This window comes from Janthinobacterium sp. LPB2021202312-11-4 (assembly GCF_037049705.1).
Classification (GTDB): domain Bacteria; phylum Pseudomonadota; class Gammaproteobacteria; order Pseudomonadales; family Pseudomonadaceae; genus Aquipseudomonas.
On sequence record NZ_JBAGKV010000017.1, the window covers coordinates 15,079 to 29,475 of the forward strand.

Genomic DNA, 14,397 nt, shown 5'->3' on the forward strand with positions numbered 1-14,397 from the left:
CAAAAGATCGCAGCCTGCGGCAGCTCCTACGCAGACCGTGTCGACACCGCAATCCCTGTAGGAGCTGCCGAAGGCTGCGATCTTTTAACGCAACACCCCAATTCCAAGTCGAACAAGGCAATGACAGATGAGTGACTCCGGCCGCGCCGACGCGTTGTTAGCAGACCTGCCTCGGGATGGCCGTGGCCGGCTCAAGGTGTTCCTCGGTGCCGCGCCCGGCGTCGGCAAGACCTACGCCATGCTGCAAGCGGCCCACACCCAACTGCGCCAGGGCGTGAAAGTCCTGGCCGGCGTGGTCGAAACCCATGGCCGTGCCGAAACCGAAGCCCTGCTCGGCGGCCTGCCGCAACAACCGCTGGTGCGCTCGGAATACCGTGGCGTGATGCTCGAAGAAATGGACCTCGACGGTTTGCTCGCCGCCAAACCGAAACTGGTGCTGGTCGATGAACTGGCCCACAGCAACGCCCCCGGCAGTCGTCACGCCAAACGCTGGCAAGACATCCAGGAACTGCTCGCCGCCGGCATCGACGTGTTCACCACGGTCAACGTCCAGCACCTGGAAAGTCTCAACGATCAGGTGCGCGGCATCACTGGCGTGCAGGTTCGCGAAACCCTGCCGGACTGGGTCCTGCAAGAAGCCTACGAACTGCTGCTGATCGACCTGCCACCCCGGGAATTGCTTGAGCGTCTACGCGACGGCAAGGTCTACGTGCCGGAGCAGGCGCGGGCGGCCATCGATGCGTTTTTCACCCAGACCAACCTCACCGCCCTGCGGGAAATGGCCATGCAAACGGCGGCGGCCCAGGTCGATGATGACCTGGCCCAGGGGTATCGCCAGCTAGGCCAAGCGGCGCCGGCCGTGCGCGGTCGTTTGTTGGTCGGCGTCGATGGCGATGCGCAGGCCGAACGCCTGGTGCGTCACGCCAGCCGCGTCGCCCAGCGTCGGCATTTGCCCTGGAGCCTGGTGCATGTGGACAACGGCAGCGTACGCGACGAGCAATCGCGTCTGCGCCTGCAAAGCGCCCAGCAACTGGCCGAACGCCTTGGTGGCGAAGTTGTGCTGCTGCGCGCTGGTGAAGTGTCGAAAACCTTGATCCAGCACGCCGCCGAGCGCCGCGCCAGCCTGGTGTTGGTCGGCCAGTCCCGCCAGCGTTTACGTCGGCGCTTGTTCGGCGGCGGTCTGGCGTCGCGCTTGCTGCGCGATGCCCGTGGGCTGGAAATCAACGTCCTCGACAGCGATCACGAAGCGCACGCGCCCCGTCAGCGTTCGGCGCATTCGTTGGTCTGGTTCGACTATGTTCTGGCCTTGGTGGCTACGGTTTTGGCCAGTGCGTTGGCCTGGGCCGTGGCGAGTGTGTTGCCGCTGCCAAATATTTCCCTGGTGTTCCTCGCCGCCGTGTTGCTGGTGGCGGTGCGCAGCAGCCTCGGCCCGGCGCTGGCCTGTGCGGCACTGTCGTTTCTGACTTACGACTTTCTGTTCATTCCGCCGAATTTCTCGTTCGCCATCCAACGCGAAGAAGACGTGCTGACCTTGCTGTTCTTCCTGCTGATGGCGGCCCTCACCGGTAACCTCGCGGCCCGCCAACGCCGGCAATTGCAGGCCCTGCGCGACACCCAGGAAGAAACCACCGAACTGCTCGACCTCTCGCGCAAACTCACCGCCGCCACCGACCGCCAAGCCGTGGTCAGCGCCGCCGCTCAGCATTTGAACGGTTGGAGCGATCTGCAACTGTGCCTGCTCAATCGCGACGGGCAGGGCGGCTGGAAAGTCGAAACCGGTGGCCCACTGGAATTCTCCGAAGCCGAACGCGCCGCCGCCGATTGGGCTTGGCAACACGATCAACAGGCGGGCGCCGGCACCGGCACCTTGCCGTTCGGGCGTTGGTGGTGGTGGCCGTTGTCGGTCGAAGACGGGCCGCTGGGGTTGCTCGGTGTGTGCGCCAAAGAAGGCCAGACCTTGAGTGGCCAGCGTCGGCGTTTGCTCACGGCCCTGAGTCAACCCCTGGCCCAGGCCCTGGCCCGTGCGCAATTGGCCGAAGACCTGGAAGCGGCGCGGCTGCACGGCGAAACCGAGCAACTGCGCAGCGCGCTACTGGCCTCGGTGTCCCACGATTTGCGCACGCCGCTGACCTCCATGCGCGGCAGCATCGACAGCCTGCTGGCCCTCGGCGAAGCGATTCCGCTGGAGGATCGCCGCGAGCTACTCGAAGGCACCCGCGATGAAGCCGAACGCCTCGACCGTTATATCCAGAACCTGCTGGACATGACCCGCCTCGGTCACGGTGCGCTGAAGCTGGCCCGGGACTGGGTGTCGCCCGCCGATATTGTTGGCAGTTCGCTCAATCGTCTGCGCGCCGTGCTGGCACCGTTGCAGGTCAGCACCGAAGTGCCCGCCGAGTTGCCGCTGCTCTACGTGCATGCGGCGCTGATCGAGCAGGCGCTGGTCAATGTGATTGAAAACGCCGCGCGGTTTTCACCGGTTCACGGGCGTCTGCAAGTGCGCGCCGGAGCCGATGACAGCGAACTGTTTTTCTCGGTCAGCGATGAGGGGCCGGGGATTCCCGAGGACGAGCGGGCGAAGATTTTCGACATGTTCTACACCGCCGCTCGCGGTGATCGGGGCGGGCAGGGCACCGGGCTCGGGTTGGCGATCTGTCAGGGCATGGTTGGCGCCCACGGCGGGCGCATCAGCGTCGCCGATGGCATTGAAGGGCGTGGCACCTGCATCACCCTGCACCTGCCGTTGCAGGCGCAACCAGGCTACGAAAGTGAAGCCTGATCGCGCTTGCGCTACTCTCTTGCCACTTCTATTTGTTGATGTGAATTCATGAGCCAGACCGCGACCATTTTGGTCATCGACGACGAACCGCAGATCCGCAAGTTCCTGCGCATCAGTCTCGTCTCCCAGGGCTACAAAGTGCTGGAGGCCGGCACCGGCACCGAAGGCCTGGCGCAAGCCGCGCTGAACAAACCCGACCTGCTGGTGCTCGACCTCGGTTTGCCGGACATGGACGGCCAGCAAGTACTTCGCGAGTTTCGCGAATGGTCGACCGTGCCGGTGCTGGTGCTGTCGGTGCGCGCCAGCGAAGGGCAGAAAGTCGAAGCCCTGGATGGCGGCGCCAATGATTACGTGACCAAGCCGTTCGGCATTCAGGAGTTCCTCGCGCGGGTGCGCGCTCTGTTGCGCCAGGCACCGGCCGGTGAAGCCCAGCAAGCGGCGTTGACGTTCGGCCCGTTGACGGTGGATCTGGCCTATCGCCGGGTGCTGCTGGATGGCGTTGAAGTTGCGCTGACCCGTAAGGAATACGCAGTACTGGCGCAACTGGCGCGGCATCCGGGGCGGGTCATCACCCAGCAGCAATTGCTCAAGGATATCTGGGGGCCGACCCACACCGAGGACAGTCATTACCTGCGGATTGTGGTCGGGCATTTGCGCCAGAAACTGGCGGACGATCCGACCCAGCCACGGTTTATCGTGACCGAGGCGGGGGTGGGGTATCGGTTGATTGAGTCTCAGGGATAACCGAAAAGATCGCAGCCTGCGGGGTGTACGTCATTCCAATGTAGGAGCTGCCGAAGGCTGCGATCTTTTGATCTCCGCTCTTCAATTCTGCTCATTCTCATACCGATCCATCGTATCCCGCGCAATTTCCCGGCCCAGGGCGATCAACTCCGGCGCCTTGTAGAACTCGAAAAAACGGCACACGCGCTTCGGCACGTTGATCAACACATCCGGCGGATACCCGGCAATCTTGTACTGCGCCAACGACGTCTGCATCACCTCGAAACTCTGGTTGATCAAGTCCAGCAAAGACGCCGGCCCGACGTTGTCGATGATGAATGAACCGGTGGCGGATTTCGGCGCGCCATCACTTTCCGGAGCGGCTGCCGGTTGCTGGGCCTGGGGTTCGGCGGACTCGATCCACGGATTGATTTCCGCCGCCTCGGCTTTCAGCGCTTCCTGTTCCAGCAACAACAATTGCTCGGCCTGTTTGCGCCGGAACGGCATCTTCGAGCCAAGGGAGTTGATCAGGCTGTCGAAGCGCGTTTTGAACGCTGCCGGGCGCTGGATCACCGGCAATTGATAGTGCCGCTGGTTGGTCGAGTTGAGGTTGACCGCGATGATCAAATCACAATGGCTCGACACCACCGGCACGATGGGCAACGGGTTGAGCAAACCGCCATCGACCAACATGCGATTGCCCTGCATCACCGGCGTGAACAAGCTGGGGATCGCCGCCGAGGCGCGGATGGCCTGGTGCAGGCAGCCGGCCTGGAACCAGATTTCCTGCTGGTTTGTCAGGTCGGTGGCCACTGCCGTGTAGGGAATGCGCAGGTCTTCGATATTGATTTCGCCGACGATCTTGCGGATCTGGCCGAAAACTTTCTCGCCGCGAATCGCGCCGAGCCGAAAACTGACGTCCACCAGGCGCAACACATCTAGGTAATCCAGGCTTTCGATCCAGTTGCGATACTCATTGAGTTTGCCGGCGGCATAAATCCCGCCCACCACCGCACCCATGGAGCAACCGGCGATGCAGGCGATGTCGTAGCCACGCCGCTCGATCTCCTCAATGACACCGATATGGGCATAGCCCCGGGCTCCACCTGAGCCCAGCACCAATGCGACACGCTTTTTCATGAATCGCCCTCGTCTGACAAGGTTCAACAATGCACCCATCGTGGGGCGTGCTTCAATCGTTAAGGTCGTTTGCCGGGGCAGGGGCGTCGTTTTTTCGACACTGCATGGCGACAGATGGGTATGCTCGCGAGCGCTATAGTTTGTGCAGGCGAGGCAAGGCACTTTTTGCGCGCCGCACCGTCTTACCTGCACGACTGTTTACCTACCTTTGAGGTGTTATCGATGAAAGCCTGGATCTGTGTGCCTTTGATTGCCCTGGCGCTGGCCGGTTGTGCCGGGAAAACTGCTTACCGTGACAGCTGCGGCACCCAGATTGACGCCGCGTGGCATGAGCTGGATTTGGCCAAGGCCGAAGGTTTCGCCGGTACTGTCAGTTATTCCAAGGCCCTGTCGTTGTTGACCGGTGCCAAGACCCAGCAGCAATTCGAAGCCTACGAAGGCTGCACCAGCAAAGCCGAGAAGGCGCGTTTCTATATTCGCGAGTCGCGGGCCGGTCGCTAAGCCTATGATGTAGCTCAATGCCTGCGGGTTTCGCCGCAGGCAGGATGATATTGAGCGGGATAACGCACATTCGATTCAGGGAGCAAGTGATGTCTGCCTTGGTTGACCGGTTAGTGGCTCAGGTTTTGAGCCTGGAAGTCCGTTTGCTGGCCTGTCAGGCTCGCTTGAGTGCCCGCACTGACCCGGAAGCGCTGCACGAGTTGCGCACCACGGTTCGGCGTTTGCGCAGCCTGTTGCGCCCGTTACGTGGTTTGCCGGGGGTGGAGCAATTGGAAGTGGCCGCCTCCGGCGTCGGCCAATTGACCACGCCGCTGCGTGATCGCGAAGTGCTGGCAGCGTACTTGCTCCAGCACGGTCAACCCGAAGCCGCACGGCGGCGCATGGCGCAAATGGACGAGGCCTATCCGACGGTCGCGACCAGCCCTGAAGTCATCCACTTGCTGATGATCCTCGACGCGTTTCCGCGTTTCCTGCGCGCGTCCCAGCGTCAGGGGTTGCTCAAGGGCTTGCGCAAACGCATCGACAAAGGCCTGGCCAAGCAATGGAAGAAACTCGACCAGACCCTGCACGACCCGGCTCATGATCGTCATTTGTTGCGCTTGCTGATCAAGCGAGTGCGCTATGGCATCGAGGCCTATCCCGAGCTGGACCGTTTGCCCAAACAGGCGCTGCCTCGACTCAAATCGGCCCAGGCTGCACTGGGCGATTGGCACGATTGCTGGCAATGGCTGCTGCGGGCCGAGCAGGAAGCGGATTTGCAGCCTTGCGTGACGGTGTGGAAAACCACCATGGCCAAGGCCGAAGGGCGTGCGGACCGGGTGCTCGATAAACTCAGCGCCGCCTGCTTCAAATCCTGAGAACACCGCCGCCCCCGTAGGAGCTGCCGAAGGCTGCGATCTTTTGATCTTCGGCGTCCTCAATGACGCCAAAATCAAAAGATCGCAGCCTTCGGCAGCTCCTACGGGGGGCGCGGCGTCCTTTCTGTCAGTCTCTTTGGCCGGAATAAGCGCTGTATCACCCTCGCAGGCTGGTTAAGATCCCTTCAATCTTTTCCTGCCTTGAGGTTTCCATGCGCTTTTCCGATCTGATCGACGCTGTCCGCAGCCAACCGCAGGCATTGTCTATTCCGGCCGAGTGGGGCCAGGGGCGGGCCAGTTTCGGTGGCCTGGTCGCCGCGTTGCAGTACGAAGCCATGCGCGTAAAAGTCCCGGCGGATCGTCCGGTGCGTTCGCTGGCGATCACCTTTGTCGGCCCGGTCGAACCCGATGTGCCGATCAGTTTCGAAGTTGATGTCTTGCGCGAAGGCAAAGCGGTCAGCCAGGTGTTGGGGCGGGTGCTGCAGAAAGGCCAGGTGGTGACATTAATCCAGGGCAGCTTCGGCGCCTCGCGACCGTCCGAAGTGGCCGTCGCGGCACTCCCTGCGCCCGAGATGAAACACTGGGACGACTGCCAGGAATTGCCTTACATCAAAGGCGTGACCCCTGAATTCATGAAGCATCTGGCCATGCGCTGGAGCGTCGGCGGGCTGCCGTTCACCGGCAACAAATCCCGGGACATGGGCGGTTGGGTGCGTTTGCGCGGGGATGTGAAGGAAGAGCCGCTCAGCGAGGCGTACATCCTGGCCCTGGTCGACGCCTGGCCGCCGGCCCTGTTGCCGCACCTGAACAAACCGGCGGCGGGCAGCACGCTGACCTGGACCATCGAATTCGTCCAGCCGTTGCTGGCGCTGAGCACCCTGGACTGGTGCAAGTACCTGGTGGACATCGAACATGCGGCGGACGGCTACGGTCACGCGGCGGCGAAGCTGTGGAGCGCTGACGGTCAGTTGATTGCCATGAGTCGCCAGACCGTGACGATCTTCGCCTGACTCAGTGACGGTGGCGCTTGCGCCAGGCGCGCCACCAGCCACCGCTGAGGAAAAATCTCGGGAAGGTCAGGAACTGCTCGACCAGCAAGCGTGACATGGCATCTTTGCGATCAGCGAACGGCTCGGAGGCTTGCGCCTCCAGGCTGTGACCATGGCGCTGCAAGCCCAGTGCGGCGAGCAGACCGATGACGCCAATCACGACATTCAGCAGACTCAGGCTGAACACCCCGGAAACAATCAGCAGAAAGCCGATGATGAACAGCGGTACCGCGATCAGGTGCAACGCCAGGTTGGTGGGGTGCTGGTGATTCTGTGGGTACGACTTCCATTGCCAGGCCGGAAGGTTAGGGTGACGTTTGCCCATGTTGAAACTCCTCAATCCATGTTGAACACAATGATTGAAGAATAGGCGCGGTGGTGGTGGGCGGCGAATCGAGGTTGGCTATCGGAGTGATAGGTGTAATGGGCAAAAAAGATCGCAGCCTTCGGCAGCTCCTACAGGTGAACGCCGATCCAATGTAGGAGCTGCCGAAGGCTGCGATCTTTTGACATTAAAGCTTGAGCTGCCCGATCGCCTTGCTCAGCTCCCCGGCCAGCGTCGCCAATTCATTGCTGGTGGTCGCCGAATCCACGGTCTGTTGCACGGTGTTCTCAGTCACGTCGCGAATACTCACCACCGAGCGATTCATTTCCTCGGCCACATGGCTCTGCTGCTCGGCCGCCACGGCGATCTGTGTATTGCTTTCGCGCATCTGCGCCACGGCGCTGGTGATTTCCGCCAGGGCGGCCCCGGCTTCCTGGGCTTGCTGCACGCAGTCGTCGGCCTTGAACGAGCTTTCCTGCATGAAATCCACGGCGTCCCGGGTGCCGGCCTGCAACGCGGAAACCATTAGCGTGATTTCGTCGGTCGAGGCTTGCACGCGCTTGGCCAGGTTGCGCACTTCGTCGGCCACCACGGCAAAACCGCGCCCCATTTCCCCGGCTCGCGCCGCCTCGATCGCGGCATTGAGCGCCAGCAGGTTGGTTTGCTCGGCAATGCTGTGAATCACACTGACCACGCCGTTGATCTTTTGACTGTCCTCGGCCAGGCGCTGGATCATCTCGGCAGTCTGCTGCACGCCGCTGGACAACCCGGCAATCGACTTCTGCACCCGGCTGACCACTTCCTGGCCGCTGCCGGCCAGGGTGTCGGCGGTTTGCGACAGGTCGCGGGTGGCGCCGGCATGTTGGGCGATGTGGTAGACCGTGGCAGTCATTTCGTTGATCGCGGTCGCAGCTTGATCGGTTTCGCTTTGCTGGCCGAGCATGCCGTGGCGCACATCATTCATGCTCGCCGCCAGCCGCGCCGCGCCCACATCCAGTTGCCGGGCGGTGTTGGCGACGGTGTTGACCACCCGCTGATAACCGGCCTGCATGGCGTTGAAGGCACTGGCCATCTGCCCGACTTCATCCTTGCACGCCAGCGGAACGCGGGCCGACAAGTCGCCGGTTTTTTCCACATGCAGCATCACGTCTTTCAACGTGTTGAGCTGACTGAGCAGGAAGCGGATCAGCAACTGCGAGGCGCCGAGCATCGCCAGCATCAGGACCGCAACGGCCATCGCATAGTTGAAGAAGCGTTCGCCGAACACCTGGCTCAGGCTCGGGCCGTAAGCGATTACCGCGACTTGCTGGCCGTCGGCGCGGCTGAACACTTCGGCGCCCATCAGTGTGTTGTCGCCGAACAATGGCATGACGTTGATATCGACCCAACCGTCGTGGGTGTCGGTCAGTTCCAGCACCGGTTGTTCATTCAGCCGTGGCGCCTGCCCGTGGCTGAACGTCAGCACGTTGTCGGCCTTGGGCAGCGGTTGCCCGGCGGGCCAGGCGTTGAGCAACCGCGCCTGGGCCTGGGCCGACGCTTGGGACGCGTGAGTGCGAGCCTGTTGTTCAAGCTGCACGGCGTACAGCACCAACAGCAGGGTGGTGACGAAGGCGACCGCATTGACCGCCCAGAATTTATATTTCAGCGAGATATTGCTAAGCCAGGCACCCATAGGAAGGTCTTCTCTGATAGCGGAAACAGCATTGGCAAGGTGCCAGTATTGTGGCGCCATGCAGGGGTTTCGATCTTGATACAGGTCAACAACCACCGCAGAGATAGTGTGGGACAGCACCAGTCAAATGTGGGAGCGGGCTTGCTCGCGAAAGCGGTTTTCCAGTCGCCCTATGTACTGACTGATACACCGCTTTCGCGAGCAAGCCCGCTCCCACAGGGGGTGTGTGGTTACTCAGCGATTGTGGGCAGGGCGAAGAATGCTCGCGCACAAGCGGTGGTGTGCGCCCCCAGGTCTTCTTCGCTCTCGCCTCGGTGCAGCGCCACTTCGCGCAACACTTCGGTCAGGTACGCCGGTTCGTTACGACCATTCTTTGGCTTCGGCCGCAGGCTTCGCGGCAGCAGGTACGGCGCATCGCTCTCGAGCATCAGTCGGCCGCGCTTGATCTCTTTGACCAACGGATGCAGGTGCGTGCCCCGGCGCTCGTCACAGATCCAGCCGGTGATGCCGATGTGCAGATCCAGGTCGAGGTAACTGAACAGCGCTTTCTTTTCGCCGGTGAAGCAATGCACCACGGCGGCCGGCAACTGATCACGGTAGTCGCGCAGGATTTCCAGCAAGCGTTGACTGGCATCGCGTTCGTGGAGGAACACCGGCAATTGCAGTTCGACCGCCATCGCCAGATGGTTTTCCAGGACTTTTTCCTGCTGCGGACGCGGCGAGAAGTCGCGATTGAAATCCAGCCCGCATTCGCCCACGGCCACCATGTTCGGCTCCTTGAGCAAACTGCGCAGGCTTCGCTCGCTATCTGCGTTCCAGTCGCTGGCGCTGTGGGGGTGAATACCGGCGGTGGCGAACAGCCGTTGCGCACTTTCGTCCAGTTGCCGGCACAGCTCCAGGGCCTGTTCGCTGCCTTCGACGCTGGTACCGGTGAGCACCAATTGGCAGACCCCGGCTGCGTATGCACGGTCGAGTACTGCCTGGTGTTTTTCGGCAAAACTGGGGTTGGTCAGGTTGACGCCGATATCGATGAGTTGCATGGTGCTACCTCGGACCAAAGGCCGGAAAGCATATCAGAGCTGTAGATTTATAAGAAAAACCAAGAACTACAACGAGTTAAAGCTGTCTTTTGATGCCGCGAGACAGGTCGGGTTGGTGAAACTGCCATCACTGTGCCAGTCTTTCGCACTTTGCCAGCGCTCCAGGCGCTCTGTTTCTGATGTTTTGCTTCATGGAATTTACCCTGAAGCCGGACCAGTATTCTTTCCGGAGAGTGGATGACACGTCCCTCGGTTTTGCTACTGCTGTGTTGTTCGTTGTTGCTGCCAATGCCGGCGCTCGCGCGTTTGGCTGGGCCTCTGCAAGCCGTGCCGACGACCCAGGTCCGCGATCTGGCAGCCATCCGCAGCAGCCGTGTGCTGAAGGTCCTGGTCAATCAGAGCCGCAACAGCTCCGGCGAAGTCCAGGGGCAGGCCATCGGCGTCGAATACCATCGCCTGCGCGCTTTCGAGCAATACCTCAACGGCCACGCCCGCGACGGCCAGGAAATCACCCTCAAGATCATTCCCAAAGCAAAGGACCAACTGCTCGGCGCGTTGCAGCGCGGGGAGGGCGATCTGGTGGCGCCGGGAGAATTGCTCGACCTGCAATCCGGTCACGCTGTCAGTACCAGCGAACCGATTGCCAGCAACATCCCGCTGATCCTGGTCGGCATCAAGGGCGAGCGCCGTTACACGAAACTCGAACAACTTTCCGGCAAAACCCTGGCCTTACCCACCGGCAGTGCGGCGGGGGATGCGATCAGCCAAATCAATCAAAAACTCGCCCTGCATAAACTGGCGCCAGTGAAAGTCGAGTGGGTTGACCCGAGCCTGGCGGTCGAGGATGTGCTGGAGATGGTCCAGGGCGGCATCTTTCATCTGACCATCGTCGAACAACCGATTGCCGAGCGCTGGGGCAAGATCCTGCCCAAGTTGCGTTTCGACCGGCAGGTGCTGATCAGCGAGCCGGGCGAGGAATATTGGTTTGTACGTCGCGATGCTTCGATGTTGCGGGCGAGCATCGACCGGTTCCTGAGCACCTACAAAAAGCCGTCGGATGAAGACGTGGCGTTCCTGCGTATCTACCGACGGCTGTATCAAGTGCACTATCCACTGGCCAAGGCGGACCGACAGCGCCTGGAAAAACTCCGGCCAGTGCTGCAGAAACACGCTGACGCCCAAGGCATGGACTGGCTGAACCTGGCGGCGCTGGCGTTCAAGGAGTCAGCCTTGCAGCCCGAGACTGGCAGCGGCGGCGGCCCGACCGGGCTGATGCAGATCACCCCGTCCGCGGCCCAGCGAGTCGGGGTCAACAATATTCAAAACCTCGACGCCAATGTTCAGGCCGGCGCCAAGTACCTGGCGATGATCCGTCGCAAATTTTTCTCCAGTCCCAAACTCAACGAGCGCGAGCGCATGGCGTTCGTGCTGGCGGCGTACAACATGGGGCCGGAGCGGGTCCAGGCCATGCGCGCCGAGGCCCGGCGCCGGGGCTTGAACCCGAATCAGTGGTTCTTCCAGGTCGAGCGCATTGCCATGGAACAGGTGGGAATGAGTGCCGTCAGCTATGTTAATAGCGTGAACAAGTATTACTTGGCGTTCGATCGGGAGCGGGAGTCGTTGGAGCCCCAGGGGCAAAAAGTCGCCTCACGGAAGTGATCGAATAAATTGATTGTTATGGTGGAATATTTCCGCTTTTAACATTTAATTTACCGATTAATATGGCGGCCAACCAACACACATACTCACAATGGATGACACAGCATGAGCACTCTGATCAACAAGGTTCTGTTTACCCGCGCTGGCTACGGCCTGACTGTCCTGCGGATTTTCGTCGGCATCATCTTCGCCGCCCACGGCTCGCAGAAACTCTTCGGAATGTTCGGTGGCTACGGCATCGCCGGGACCGCGCAATACATGGAAAGCCTGGGTCTGGCGCCGGGTCACCTGATGGCGATCCTGGCTGGCGGTACTGAATTTTTTGCCGGTCTGGCTTTGATCATCGGCCTGCTGGTGCGCCCGGCGGCACTGGGGTTGACCTTCCTCTCCCTGGTGGCGATCCTCTCGGTGCACATCCACAACGGGTTGTTCATGTCCAACAACGGTTATGAGTTCGCCCTGGCCCTGCTCGGTGGCAGCATCGCGGTGCTGATCGAAGGCGCCGGCAAACTCTCGGTAGACCGCGCCATCGCTGGCTGACCGCTCTGGCTCAACGAAATGGCCCGCATTGCGCGGGCCTTTTTTGTTGCTCGGGATTCTTGACACTGTCCGGTCACGTTCTCTAGGATGCTGCCCATGCGCCGATTTAAACAGCTACTTGCGGGGCGCCAGGTGACTCATTCAGTTGCCGATAGAAGCTTGAAACAGGCTTCGAAATACCGCTAAAGCGCTGGTTCGGTGTTGCCTCTCACCTGCCATGCAGACTTTTGAGGCAGAGACACGACCCAATGAATGCACTAAGCCCCGTTGTACGCCCTGCGCCGATCACGGCACACCTCACCCAGCGCAATCCAAAAATCCTGCTTGGCGGCAAACATCAGCCGACACTCCTGCGTTATCTCGATGGCTGGCCACGTCGCAACGGCGGCCCTGCGGCTTTCCTGATTCAATTTGTCGAAGACGGCGAGTCCTTGGCGCGTTTTGCCAGCGACAGCTTTGATCTGGCGGTGATTCAGTCCCCGAGCCTTGAAGACGCACCTGAAGTGATCAAGCAATTGACCCGCGTCGCGCGCCAAGGGTTGATTACTCGCCGCTGAAGCCGCATCAGCCTTTGGCTTGCGCCCGGATCTGGTTGGCATGTTTGCAGTTGTGCACGATGCGGCTGCGTGTCGACCAGTCGGTGTTGATGATGTGGAAGCGTTGGATGTAGCTGTTGCGGTCCTTTGAATGGAACCATTCATCGACTTTGTCGCTGAAGTCGTCCGGTACAAAGAGCCCGGTGTATTTGGCACACTGAATAGAGCGCAGCGAATACGCTCTTTTGCTTTCAAGAGACGCTTGATCCATGAACTTCTTCAATTTGTCGGTGGAAATGTAATTTTCCCCGATCCATTGTTGTTGGACGCCGCTCCAGTAGTCAGAGTTATTAGTGTATTTGTTGTAAGAGATCACCACGGTCCGGCCCGGAGTGTTGTTCCAGAGGTCATCAATGGTCGAATACTTGTAGCTTTCGGGGATAATCCGTTTGCCGATTTTTTCGTTAATCAGTAAACGCAACTCTTCATGGGCCGCATCGGTGAAGTTATCAAGCTGATGGAAGTTCAGGATGATCAGTTCTTTGGCTCGGGCAGCCTTGGTTGAAGGGGCGTCATAAAAGGTATTCAGCATGTCGAGAATATCGGTGCTGACGAAGCGGTTCAGGTCGTGCCAGTGATACAGCTGGAAGCGCTTGGGATCGTTGGTTTGCTTACCGGGCAGAAACCTTACACGCAGGTCCAGCACCCGGAAGCCCGCCTTGATTTGCTCGGCTGGCGGTACGTCCTGGGTGATTTTCTGGGGGAAGTTGAGGATCGATGCCTTTTTGTCAGCGCCGGAGTCGTGAGTGCCTGGCAGAACAAGTTCATCAATGCGCAGTTTATGAATACCGGCGGTATTCGCCATCCAGCGATCGAGGCCTTCAATATTAGTTGTCATGTTTATTCATCCTTGAATAAGTTTAGTCAGAAGTTATGCGCCGGTTGTGGCGCGCTACTAATTTCGCGCAAACTTCGAAAGTTGTCAAAGCTTGCGCGGGTTATAACTTTCGCTAGATATTGCAGGATGAATGGATTTTATAAGTTGATTGTTTATGGGTAGGTAATGTCTACGATGTAAACAAGTTGCTCGCCCGTGGGCGTCTGGACTCGAACTTCAGCGTCCAGCGCCTTGCCGATCAATGCGCGTGCCAGCGGGGAATCGATGCTGATCAGCCCTGATTTCAAATCCAGTTCATCCGGCCCGACGATGCGGTAACGGGATTCCTTGCCTTCTTCATCTTCAATAGTGACCCACGCGCCGAAATACACCTTGTTCGGATCGCTGGGTTTTTCGCTGACGACCTTCAGGGCTTCCAGGCGCTTGGTGAGAAACCGCACGCGGCTGTCGATCTCGCGCAACATCTTTTTGCCGTAGGTGTACTCGGCGTTTTCCGAGCGATCACCCTGGGCCGCCGCTTCGCTGACCGACTGCGTCACCTGCGGCCGGCGCACGTGCCAGAGTTCGTGAAACTCGGCACGCATCCGCGCTTCACCTTCGGGGGTGATCAGCGCGGTGCCGGCGGTGCGGGGAGGGCGATAACGGCTCATGGCAACTTCTTGTGGTTGAGAGTGCTGG

The 14,397-nt window shown here is 60.3% G+C and carries 14 protein-coding genes; 8 read left to right on the forward strand and 6 right to left on the reverse strand.

Annotated elements, in window-relative coordinates:
* Positions 1–127 precede the first annotated feature (127 nt).
* Positions 128–2,779, forward strand: coding sequence for a DUF4118 domain-containing protein (locus V5E99_RS18480; protein ID WP_499803727.1), 2,652 nt, complete (start codon positions 128–130; stop codon positions 2,777–2,779).
* Positions 2,780–2,827: 48 nt separating this feature from the next.
* On the forward strand, positions 2,828–3,523 hold the full coding sequence (locus V5E99_RS18485) for a response regulator (RefSeq protein ID WP_499803728.1): 696 nt from the start codon (positions 2,828–2,830) through the stop codon (positions 3,521–3,523).
* Between the two features lie 81 nt (positions 3,524–3,604).
* Here V5E99_RS18485 and V5E99_RS18490 read toward each other — a convergent pair whose 3' ends face one another.
* Positions 3,605–4,642: a patatin-like phospholipase family protein gene (locus V5E99_RS18490; RefSeq protein WP_499803729.1), complete on the reverse strand. Its 1,038-nt coding sequence runs from the start codon at positions 4,640–4,642 to the stop codon at positions 3,605–3,607.
* Between the two features lie 222 nt (positions 4,643–4,864).
* On the opposite strand from V5E99_RS18490, the gene V5E99_RS18495 reads away from it, so the two are divergent.
* The 3 genes from V5E99_RS18495 to V5E99_RS18505 all read left to right on the forward strand — a co-directional run bounded on the left by V5E99_RS18495 (position 4,865) and on the right by V5E99_RS18505 (position 7,010).
* Positions 4,865–5,143: a hypothetical protein gene (locus V5E99_RS18495; protein WP_054051974.1), complete on the forward strand. Its 279-nt coding sequence runs from the start codon at positions 4,865–4,867 to the stop codon at positions 5,141–5,143.
* A gap of 89 nt (positions 5,144–5,232) precedes the next feature.
* Positions 5,233–6,000 (forward strand): CHAD domain-containing protein, encoded by a 768-nt coding sequence (locus V5E99_RS18500; RefSeq protein WP_499803730.1) that lies wholly within the window; start codon positions 5,233–5,235, stop codon positions 5,998–6,000.
* Positions 6,001–6,212: 212 nt separating this feature from the next.
* Positions 6,213–7,010, forward strand: coding sequence for an acyl-CoA thioesterase (locus tag V5E99_RS18505; protein WP_499803731.1), 798 nt, complete (start codon positions 6,213–6,215; stop codon positions 7,008–7,010).
* A 1-nt stretch (position 7,011) separates the two neighbouring features.
* Here V5E99_RS18505 and V5E99_RS18510 read toward each other — a convergent pair whose 3' ends face one another.
* The 3 genes from V5E99_RS18510 to V5E99_RS18520 all read right to left on the reverse strand — a co-directional run bounded on the left by V5E99_RS18510 (position 7,012) and on the right by V5E99_RS18520 (position 10,086).
* Positions 7,012–7,374, reverse strand: a complete 363-nt coding sequence (locus V5E99_RS18510) for an Mpo1-like protein (RefSeq protein WP_499803732.1) — start codon at positions 7,372–7,374, stop codon at positions 7,012–7,014.
* Positions 7,375–7,561: 187 nt separating this feature from the next.
* The gene (locus tag V5E99_RS18515) at positions 7,562–9,046 is read right to left on the reverse strand and encodes a methyl-accepting chemotaxis protein (protein WP_499803733.1); all 1,485 of its coding nucleotides are present in this window, start codon (positions 9,044–9,046) and stop codon (positions 7,562–7,564) included.
* A 230-nt stretch (positions 9,047–9,276) separates the two neighbouring features.
* On the reverse strand, positions 9,277–10,086 hold the full coding sequence (locus V5E99_RS18520; protein ID WP_499803734.1) for a TatD family hydrolase: 810 nt from the start codon (positions 10,084–10,086) through the stop codon (positions 9,277–9,279).
* Positions 10,087–10,323: 237 nt separating this feature from the next.
* Between V5E99_RS18520 and V5E99_RS18525 the strand changes: the two genes are divergently transcribed.
* From V5E99_RS18525 to V5E99_RS18535, 3 genes are all read left to right on the forward strand, one after another.
* Positions 10,324–11,745, forward strand: coding sequence for an MltF family protein (locus tag V5E99_RS18525; RefSeq protein WP_499803735.1), 1,422 nt, complete (start codon positions 10,324–10,326; stop codon positions 11,743–11,745).
* 105 nt (positions 11,746–11,850) lie between these two features.
* Positions 11,851–12,285, forward strand: a complete 435-nt coding sequence (locus V5E99_RS18530) for a DoxX family protein (protein ID WP_499803736.1) — start codon at positions 11,851–11,853, stop codon at positions 12,283–12,285.
* Positions 12,286–12,533: 248 nt separating this feature from the next.
* Positions 12,534–12,842, forward strand: coding sequence for a hypothetical protein (locus V5E99_RS18535; protein ID WP_499803737.1), 309 nt, complete (start codon positions 12,534–12,536; stop codon positions 12,840–12,842).
* Between the two features lie 7 nt (positions 12,843–12,849).
* On the opposite strand, the gene V5E99_RS18540 is transcribed toward V5E99_RS18535, so the two are convergent.
* Both V5E99_RS18540 and greB read right to left on the reverse strand, forming a co-directional pair.
* On the reverse strand, positions 12,850–13,719 hold the full coding sequence (locus V5E99_RS18540) for a PI-PLC domain-containing protein (protein WP_499803738.1): 870 nt from the start codon (positions 13,717–13,719) through the stop codon (positions 12,850–12,852).
* Positions 13,720–13,871: 152 nt separating this feature from the next.
* Positions 13,872–14,369 carry a transcription elongation factor GreB gene (gene greB / locus V5E99_RS18545; RefSeq protein WP_499803739.1) on the reverse strand — a complete coding sequence of 166 codons (498 nt, stop codon included), beginning with the start codon at positions 14,367–14,369 and terminating at the stop codon, positions 13,872–13,874.
* Between the last annotated feature and the right edge of the window lie 28 nt (positions 14,370–14,397).

What these genes read in the sequence shown, in the direction of transcription:
- greB (WP_499803739.1), bottom strand. Translation starts at nt 14,369, where the DNA reads ATGAGCCGTTATCGCCCTCCCCGCACCGCCGGCACCGCGCTGATCACC.
- V5E99_RS18525 (WP_499803735.1), top strand. Translation starts at nt 10,324, where the DNA reads ATGACACGTCCCTCGGTTTTGCTACTGCTGTGTTGTTCGTTGTTGCTG.
- V5E99_RS18505 (WP_499803731.1), top strand. Translation starts at nt 6,213, where the DNA reads ATGCGCTTTTCCGATCTGATCGACGCTGTCCGCAGCCAACCGCAGGCA.
- V5E99_RS18500 (WP_499803730.1), top strand. Translation starts at nt 5,233, where the DNA reads ATGTCTGCCTTGGTTGACCGGTTAGTGGCTCAGGTTTTGAGCCTGGAA.
- V5E99_RS18480 (WP_499803727.1), top strand. Translation starts at nt 128, where the DNA reads ATGAGTGACTCCGGCCGCGCCGACGCGTTGTTAGCAGACCTGCCTCGG.
- V5E99_RS18515 (WP_499803733.1), bottom strand. Translation starts at nt 9,046, where the DNA reads ATGGGTGCCTGGCTTAGCAATATCTCGCTGAAATATAAATTCTGGGCG.
- V5E99_RS18540 (WP_499803738.1), bottom strand. Translation starts at nt 13,719, where the DNA reads ATGACAACTAATATTGAAGGCCTCGATCGCTGGATGGCGAATACCGCC.
- V5E99_RS18485 (WP_499803728.1), top strand. Translation starts at nt 2,828, where the DNA reads ATGAGCCAGACCGCGACCATTTTGGTCATCGACGACGAACCGCAGATC.
- V5E99_RS18520 (WP_499803734.1), bottom strand. Translation starts at nt 10,086, where the DNA reads ATGCAACTCATCGATATCGGCGTCAACCTGACCAACCCCAGTTTTGCC.
- V5E99_RS18530 (WP_499803736.1), top strand. Translation starts at nt 11,851, where the DNA reads ATGAGCACTCTGATCAACAAGGTTCTGTTTACCCGCGCTGGCTACGGC.
- V5E99_RS18510 (WP_499803732.1), bottom strand. Translation starts at nt 7,374, where the DNA reads ATGGGCAAACGTCACCCTAACCTTCCGGCCTGGCAATGGAAGTCGTAC.
- V5E99_RS18535 (WP_499803737.1), top strand. Translation starts at nt 12,534, where the DNA reads ATGAATGCACTAAGCCCCGTTGTACGCCCTGCGCCGATCACGGCACAC.
- V5E99_RS18490 (WP_499803729.1), bottom strand. Translation starts at nt 4,642, where the DNA reads ATGAAAAAGCGTGTCGCATTGGTGCTGGGCTCAGGTGGAGCCCGGGGC.
- V5E99_RS18495 (WP_054051974.1), top strand. Translation starts at nt 4,865, where the DNA reads ATGAAAGCCTGGATCTGTGTGCCTTTGATTGCCCTGGCGCTGGCCGGT.